Raw genomic sequence first — 8,281 nt, 5'->3', positions numbered from 1 at the left:
CGAGTTTCATTTGGATGGATTGCGACTCGATGCGACGCAACAATCTATGATGACTCGACCCGGCATTTGTTAGCAGATCTTTCGGTAGCCGCGCGGGCAGCAGCATTCACCGCATCGGGCGAGCAACGCAAAATCGTTTTGATCGCCGAAAATGAAACCCAAGAAGTACGTCATGTTGAAAGCATCACCGATAACGGTTTCGGTTTAGACGGATTGTGGAACGATGACTTCCATCACACTTGCCGGGTTGCTGCGACCGGGCATGCGGAATTTTACTACGCCGACTTTGCAGGGACGGCACAGGAACTTATCTCAGCGACCCGCTGGGGTTACCTTTTCCAAGGCCAATACTCGCATGAATTGAAACGGTGGCGAGGGACGCCGGCGTGGCAAATTCCCGGTTGGCGATTTGTTACGTATTTACAGAACCATGATCAAGTGGCGAACTCCGCGCATGGTTCACGGTTGCCCGACTTGACTTCGCCGGGAACCTATCGTGCTCTTACCACGCTGTGGTTGCTTGGGCCGGGAACGCCGATGTTTTTTATGGGCCAAGAATTTGGGACGAGCACTCCGTTTCGTTTTTTTGCCGATCATGATGTCGAATTGGCGACTCTGGTGCGGGAAGGACGTTGGGAATCGCTGCGTCAATTCCCTCGGATTGCTGGTCGTGATGGCCGAGCTGTTTCATTGCCCGACCCCGCCGACGAATCAACCTTTCAAGCTTGCAAATTGGACTGGTCCAAGCGCAACGACCATTGTCAAGACTTAACGCTACACCGCGATCTACTGCAACTCCGCCGAGAGGACCCTACCTTTTCGCGACAAGACAAATCCATGATTCAGGGAGCAGTGATCAATAACGACTGCTTCCTTCTGCGATGGCACAATCATCACAGCGAACATGGTGAATTGGATCGATTGCTGTTAGTGAATTTGGGAAGGGATTGTCATTGGCGTCCATCGGCCGAACCGCTGATTGCACCCGTGATCGATACCCATTGGCAAATCAAGTTTTCTAGCGAAGACCCCGAGTATGGTGGGTCTGGCACCGCGCTGCTGAATACTACCGACTGGCACATTCCTGGCCACTCAGCGGTTTTGCTAACTCCTACTGCGACGCAGCGACCGGGAAGCCACCACGATGTGAAGTGAGCTACGTTCGATCGATTGAGGTGCGACTGGCGTTCGGTGCAGACGCGAACGCCACCAAACCAGTTCGTCCGCCGAATGCTCAAACGGAACGATCTTGCCGGTTTGCTGCTGCCGTTTGCTACGCTCGATAATGTTGCAATTGATTAGCGGGTTGTGAACGTCCCGATCAGATCATCGGTGCCGAACAGGATTTGCCGCACTGGCCGATGGAAGCCACGCGTCGTTCTGGTCTGCTCCAACAAACGAATCGTGTTGCCATAGACATGCAACGGCCGACCGGGACGCTGGTGGATTGGCATTGATTTGATCTGGGCGCGATATGATCCCGTGGGCAGGATGATCGGGCTCCAGCCGGTCGGGGAACCGGCGTCCGCAGATAACGCTGCGGGTGAAAGAAGAGTCGAAAGAGTGAACGCGAAAGCGATTAGTCGGGTCTGGCTCATCTTTATAAGGGTGCGAGGCATGGTGAGAAATAAACATTTCGGCCTGATGCCGGTCCATGTCTCTTACGCCAAGCAATTCGTATGCCATCGCCTGTCTCGTTTTTAGGGGACGGAGGGCATGAACGGACTACCTCGCGGGTGTCCCCATTCGACAATCGCTATAAACGCATTGAAGTATCAAACGCAGTATATGGCCCACTGCTTTGAAACCCTTGATTGATTCGAGACCACTTGGATCTGTGGCGGTGACTAGTTAAGAATCAGTGGGGGACGAGTCTCCTGCTCCAGCACTGATCGGCACGCGGTGGTTCAAAACGCAATACCACTGGCGGAGGTTCTTCGTCGCGTGCTTTTCAGGAATCACTAAAGCTCGATGACGAATCCATTGTTTGTCAGCTTTGCAGCTAGGTTACAGCATGAGCAATTGATGAACTGAGTGGCGCCGCGAGTGAAAATGCCGTAGTTGCTGATGCCCTTTTCGTCGTGCAGGTGACCGAACGCGTGAATTTGGGGTTTGATCCGTTGTTCGACATGATGACGCAAAGCCATACACCCGACTTGGATGAGCTCCTTCGTCGCCTTGTCGTGCGTAAGATCCAACACACCTTTGGGCGGAGTGTGCGTGATCAATATATCTACATCATCGGGAACGGCTTGCCAAACATGATCAAGTTGCTTGCGTTTCTTCATGTAGGCCCAGTCATGGAAACGAGGCGTGTAAGGAGAACCGAACAAATGTAGGCTGTTCCAATGCATCGATTCGTGCACCAAAAAACGAATGTCAGGATATTCCTCAGCACGAATCAGCCCTTGTTCTACCGCTGTCGAATGATTGCCCGGCACGAACACTTTTGTCGGAACGTTCAATTCCGAGTACCAATCGAAGAACCGGCGTGCCTCAGGTTCGTTTTTCGTCGCATCGCCATCAGTCGATTCGTCGCCACAATGAATGACGATGTCCACCTCGGGAACCTGCAGTCGCAGATGTTCGTTGTGTGTATCCGAAATGAACCAGATTTTCATCGTCGACCCTTGATTTGCGGACGTTGGCTAATACTTTCAACGTTCATGATTTCAGAAGACTCAATTCTAACAGCGATCACGTTCGTTGGTACGGTGTCACTCGTCCGACGCGACTCTGGCTGCTTTGGCGAATCGTCGTATTGTAGAGACACTGCGTCGGATTCCGTTTTAAATAGGGTCGCCCGATGCAATGTTCGACTCAGTCCCTCGGGCACCTACAGAGATTGCAAACGCAGGGGATGATGGCTTGATAAGAGCTACCTGGAACGTTGCCCCGACCAAACTTTGATCGGAGCGTGAGGACCAAAGGTGAATAGTTTTTGCAGAGGTCTGCTGAAATGGATCAGGTCACAACTCGTGTTTCCGATATCGAGTACGCCGATCTCACGGCGGCTTCCGACGTCCCAAAATCGTATGTTGCTGCCTCTACTGGCACTGATCAACGTTCGATCGTTTTCGATAAACCACAGCCCCGTAATGGTTTGACGATGCGCTGTTAGCAAACCGATAGGTTCGGCGTGTACAGCGTTTAGCAGTTCGATGGTTCCGTCGTGGTGCCCCAAGGCGATGATTTTTCCGTTGGCCGCGTAGCTCGCCCAAGACAGGGTCCCGAATCGTCTGGGATAATCCGCTCGCAGTTGAAGCGTTTTTGCATCGTAGAACAACAGGACTTCCTCGGTGACGACGAGCACCTCGGACTCATTCGGCGAAAAGGCAAGTGCGTGACTGCTCGAGTTTGGCAACATGATCTCATCGGTCATGTTCCAATCGGTAGTTTCGTATTGACGGAAACGGTCGTTATAGAGTGCGAGTAATCGTCGGCCGTTGTCGATGAAGCAAAGCTTCTTGCAATCCGTGTCACCCAATTCAGCGTCAATTCGGTGCAATTCACTTCCATCTGCCGCCGAGACGACTACCAACTGATCAGGGGCTGCGGCGACAATTATCGTCTCGTCCGGTGTTACCGCCAAGTTGTATTGTTCGTCGGGAACGACTCTTGCGATCTGCTCGCGATGCAAAGTCGACAGGTCGAATCGTTCGATTCCCCCATGGTCACCGCGTAGAAACAGACGATTACAGTCGGTCGCACGTCGCGTGATGGCTCTCGTGGATACACCCAAGGCCGGGTGCTGGACTTCCTTCGCTGGCAACGCCCATACCTGCACCATCCCATCTTCACAGCTGGAAAGGATTCTATCATCCTCGAGAAAAGCGAGGCTGGTAATTTTTTGATCGCTGGCGGTGATCACACGCGGATGAGGCCGTTCCCCATCCGTTTCCTCATTTTTTAGTTGCCAGATGTAAATCAATCCGTTGTCGCAACCCGCAGCGATCTGGTCGCCCTCGTGATCAATCGCGACGCAACGAATGCGACCGTGAATTTCGTCTTGATTGGAGATCGGCTTTGCATCACGCCATCGCATGACGGTCCACTGAGCGGCATCCGCGACGATCATTCGTTTTCCATTTCCTGACAACGCGAACGTCAATGGATGTAAGTCAAATTCGCAGGTTTTTGCTGGTGTTAAATCGGGGACAGTCCATGTTCGCAGTGACTGCCGGTCTTCTCCGTCAATCTTCTCGCGGTAAACTGCAACGAGTTGTCCACTATCCCCTGAAAAACAGAGTGACTCATTTCGCGACCCCGTCATCAACCGTCCGCGCAGTTGACCGCGGGTGTCATGCAGCAAGACTTGGTGGTAGCGTCCGGCGGTGGCGATCCAGTTTCCATCTGGCGAAAACGCAGCCGACTCGACTGAATACTCGTGGCCGTGCAGTTCGACCGTAACTTCGCCTGTGCTGGTGTCTCGTAACGTGACCGGATTGAGTCCAATCGGAATGTTGCTTCCGGTTAACAATTTTGATCCATCAGGAGAAATGGCGATAGCGTCGAGACTTCCTTCGATATTCCACTGATGAAGCTCACGCCCCGAAAGGATGTCCCAGTGACGAACCGAACCTTCGCTGCCCACCGAGAACACTTCACTACCGTCGGGACTTAGAGCCAATTCGTTGGCTGCCCCATGATGTTCGGCCAGCGGTAAAACGTGAGGCGGAGGTGACAGGTTCTTGAGCAGCCACCATTCGAAGCCTCGTTGGTCGAATGGATTCGTCACCTGGGGCGTTTTTCTTGGGATATGACGCGTCAACAACCGGTGGACCGCACGAATATCGTGCTGCGCGTAAGCACGGTAAGCCAATGCCATGTCAGCGACGTAAAGGTGCCGGCGCAGTTCGGTTTGGCTTTGATTGAGATCTGCGTTGGTATCAGCGAGTTGTGTGTTGGTGTGTTCCAGCGTCGCGGTGCTCTTGGCCAGCTGTGCATTCAGGTTCGACAAACGCCAACTGGCAATGGATTGCGACAGTATCACTGCCACAACGACGGCGGCGAAACCGACGGCGGAGGCGATCGTAGTTTTGGGGTTTGTAACCAGCCAACGAACTGCATGATCGGCATACCCCGGCCGTCGTGCGTGAACCGGACGCCCGGAAGAGAACCGTCGTAGATCGTTCGCCATCTCCGCTGCGGAAGCGTATCGGTCGGCTGGCGCATGCGACATTGCTTTCAGCACAACCGCTTCTAATGACGCTGGCACGTTTGAGCATACTTTCGAAGGCGGTTGAAGCCGGCCGCTGGCGATCTCAAGTAAAACGTGAAATTGGTCGCCTTGATGTGGTCGCTGGAGCGTTATCCATTCGTAAAGCGTTGCTCCCAATGAATAGATGTCGGTGCGTGGGTCGTTCGAATCCGTACTTGCCGATGCCTGTTCGGGGCTCATGTAGTGCGGTGTTCCGATAACCTGGCCGGTTCGGGTCAGTACGGTTTGGGCGTCATTAGCCGAGGCCAGACCGAAGTCGGTTAGCCAAACCTTTCGATTGGAATCGATTAGTAGGTTCGAAGGTTTGATATCGCGATGGACGATATTCCGAGTGTGGGCGTGGTCCAGAGCATCGGCGATGTTTGCGATCGCCAACGCTTTTTCGGTCATTGTCCAGTCGGAGGTGAGTGAATTCCCGCTGCGGGCAACGGTGGTCGTTGCTGTATCGTTATGATCGGCGTCGGCTAGGTCGGTTGCGAGTGCTTGAGAACGTCTGATTTGTTGAGCAACCGTCTCCCCCTTGATCAACTGCATCGCTAGGAATGGGGCTCCTTCGTGGGTGCCAAAGTCGCGTAGTGGAACGATGTGGGGGTGGCTTAGGGAGCGAATTGTCTCGGATTCTCTCTGGAACCGCTTTCGCATGGCCGGGTCGTTGGCCGCCGCAGCATGCAGTACTTTTAGAGCCACTGATTCGGATTTGCCGGCCTGGACCGCTTCGTAGACGATCGACATACCGCCGCTCCCGAGCGTGCCGATCAGCCGATAGCGGCCGACTCGGCGTATGGAATCGTTTGGCGGGGAAACCGAGCGAGGAGTGTCGTCGGAGACGTTGGTTTCGTCCTCGGCAGTTGCGCGGCAATCGTCGTTGATTCGAAGGTGCTGTGAGACAGCTTGCAAAAAAGGCTGGAGCAACCGCGGATGGTCAGCGATAAATTGCTGCGGAGGAATGTCACGACCGTGATCCAAATGATTCAAGTACTCCGCAACCAGCTTGTCGAGTACTTTGGCGTCAGTGTCTTTCATCAAATTTGCCCCGTGATCTCCTTTCACAACGCGGTGGCACTTTACGTTGGGCGACATTGGTAGAACAACCGACGCGATGGAGAGTACCTAAGTGGGCGTCCGGTTTTGGTCGATAAATTTCCTGTCATCCGATCGGATGCACACGGTGAGTACCAAGTAGCGTTCGCGACGAGTTCGAAACAGGATACTCGTTGCTGACAGCACTGAGTGTTGCGAGGCGATCGACAGACGGGGGCAGGAGTGTGTAAAAGGCGGAATAAGGTGAGTGAAAACTTGTCTGGATTGCCATCATAACAGAGCGAGCGCGACGCGTGAAACGCGCCGTCCAGAGATCGCCTCAAATCGGTGCCACCCACCGGTTTCAAATCGGTGCCACCCACCTAAATTGATGCCTGGCATCGAATTTGACATTTGTTCCCTCTCACTTTGCGGCCACCATCCCAGTTTGGTGAAGCGTTTCCGCCTTGGTTGCTAGACGTAAACGAAGTAATCGCGACGCCAGCGAGTTGAGACCACGGTTTTTGTGATTGGATCGTCTCACAAGGCAGGGCCTTCCGATGCTTTGCTCGTTTCATCGATCCCGCAACCACCCACGCTGCGGCACCTCATCGGGATCGCCCCCTCGCTCTCCCTTTCGCCGCCCCTGGAAGTGGGGGGGCGGTAGTGCATTGCCGGACACGGCCCGGCGTTTGCTTTCTCAGTGCTCGCATGGACACGATCTCTGTTACCTTGATTATCGTCGGCGGCTTGACGCTGGGAATTGGCATTTGCTCGGTGTTGTTAGAGCGGGCGTCGGTTTCAGCTCCGCTGATCGCGTTGTTCGTTGGGTTCGTTGCGAGCCCTCATGTCCTCGGCTGGGTGGATCCGGCGACATGGGTTGCCGATGAACAGGTGTTACTCGAAGAAGCGGCCCGGTTTACGCTAGCGATCGGCTTGATGGGCGTCGCGCTTCGCATCCCCGCAGCCTCGATCCGTCGCCGCTGGAAATCGCTATCAATCTTGCTGTTGGTTGCGATGCCGATGTCGATGTTGATTACCGGCGGGTTAACGATGGCGTTGCTGCAGCAGCCGTTGTTGCCAGCGCTGCTGATCGGTGCGATTGCCGCCCCGACCGATCCGGTGGTGGCTAGTTCGATTGTGACCGGCCGAATGGCCGAATCCCACCTGCCGCTCCGCTTGCGACGGATCATCAGTGCGGAATCGGGACTGAACGACGGATTGGCATTCCCATTAGTTTGGTTGCCGATTTTGTTGGTCAATCACTACTCAAACGTGATGGAGCACTGGCTAACGAGGACACTTTTTTGGGAAGTGGGCGGCGCGATCCTTGTGGGCTGGATTCTGGGCACTCTGGCCGCCAGTGGACTTCGCCGTGCCGAGGATCGACATACGATCGAAAACACCGGGCTGCTGGGGTTTACCCTCGCGTTGACCCTACTGACGCTTGGCACTGCGAAGTGGTTGCAAACCGATGATGTTCTGGCCGTCTTCTTCGCAGGAATCGCGTTTGACGCCGGTTCAACGCGTTCGGACCGACTAAAGGAAGAACGGATCCAAGAAACGGTCAATCAATTTTTTGTGCTTCCCATTTTCGCGTTGCTGGGGACGGTTCTGCCGATCGACCAATGGCTGCATCACGGGCCAAAGTTGATATTGTGGGCCATATTGATCCTTTTGCTGCGGCGGTTGCCGCTGCTGTTGTTGTGCAAGTCGATGCTTGGCCCGCTGCGTCGACCTCGTGACGCCATCTTCGCGGGCTGGTTCGGTCCGATCGGCGTCGCCGCGATCTTTTACGCCGTGTTGGCGGTGCGCGAGACGCAGCAACCGGTTGTTTGGTCGCTGGTCAGTTTGTTGATCGTGGTTTCCGTGGTTGCGCACGGTGTCACAGCCAGCCCGGCGATCCGGCGGTACAAGCAGTCTGGGACTTGAATTGCGGGGAGCCTCGTATCAATTTGCGATCTTAAACCCGTACAAAATGCGACAACACAAATACGACCTTTTACCAGCACTAGCTTAAAAACGGTGCCACCTAAAAAC

Annotated in this window: 4 protein-coding genes and 1 pseudogene; 2 read left to right on the top strand and 3 right to left on the bottom strand. The window is 54.4% G+C overall.

The features are described 5' to 3' along the window. Positions 1–1,155: pseudogene (locus RMSM_RS13015) on the top strand (malto-oligosyltrehalose trehalohydrolase); the annotation flags it as partial. 143 nt (positions 1,156–1,298) lie between these two features. On the opposite strand, the gene RMSM_RS37820 reads toward RMSM_RS13015, so the two are convergent. From RMSM_RS37820 to RMSM_RS13000, 3 genes are all read right to left on the bottom strand, one after another. After that, a complete protein-coding gene (locus tag RMSM_RS37820; RefSeq protein WP_040766244.1) occupies positions 1,299–1,598 on the bottom strand; it encodes a hypothetical protein in 300 nt (99 codons plus the stop codon). A gap of 363 nt (positions 1,599–1,961) precedes the next feature. Beyond that, positions 1,962–2,621 (bottom strand): metallophosphoesterase family protein, encoded by a 660-nt coding sequence (locus RMSM_RS13005; RefSeq protein WP_008696567.1) that lies wholly within the window; start codon positions 2,619–2,621, stop codon positions 1,962–1,964. 257 nt (positions 2,622–2,878) lie between these two features. Then, on the bottom strand, positions 2,879–6,244 hold the full coding sequence (locus RMSM_RS13000) for a serine/threonine-protein kinase (protein ID WP_040766242.1): 3,366 nt from the start codon (positions 6,242–6,244) through the stop codon (positions 2,879–2,881). Between the two features lie 708 nt (positions 6,245–6,952). On the opposite strand from RMSM_RS13000, the gene RMSM_RS12995 reads away from it, so the two are divergent. Then, a complete protein-coding gene (locus tag RMSM_RS12995) occupies positions 6,953–8,173 on the top strand; it encodes a cation:proton antiporter domain-containing protein (protein WP_008696564.1) in 1,221 nt (406 codons plus the stop codon). Positions 8,174–8,281: the final 108 nt, after the last annotated feature.

The organism is Rhodopirellula maiorica SM1 (genome assembly GCF_000346295.1).
Lineage (GTDB): Bacteria > Planctomycetota > Planctomycetia > Pirellulales > Pirellulaceae > Novipirellula > Novipirellula maiorica.
This window is presented reverse-complemented; position numbering and strand designations above follow the sequence as displayed.